The following is a 253-nucleotide window of genomic DNA, read 5'->3' on the forward strand; positions in this document are numbered from 1 at the left end:
ATCCTGCACGACCCACCATTCTTTCTCCACGAAGGAATTAAAACTATCGTGGGCGATTAGCTCAGTTGGGAGAGCACCTGCCTTACAAGCAGGGGGTCACTGGTTCGAGCCCGGTATCGCCCACCATTCTCTAAATATTCTTGGAAGTTAAACCTCCAAACCACTTCTTATGTCGCTGGTTGGATTTTTCGACTGTGAGAGTCTTTAGAAAATGAACTTCACAAGAAGTATCATTGCTCTTTAACAATTTGGA

General features: G+C 44.7%; 1 tRNA gene. It reads left to right on the plus strand.

Annotated elements, in window-relative coordinates:
- Window positions 1-50 precede the first annotated feature (50 nt).
- A tRNA-Val gene (locus tag AB4209_RS22525) sits at window positions 51-126 on the plus strand.
- The last annotated feature ends 127 nt before the right edge of the window (window positions 127-253 follow it).

The sequence above is a fragment of the Vibrio sp. 10N.286.48.C11 genome, from assembly GCF_041469805.1.
Lineage (GTDB): Bacteria > Pseudomonadota > Gammaproteobacteria > Enterobacterales > Vibrionaceae > Vibrio > Vibrio crassostreae_C.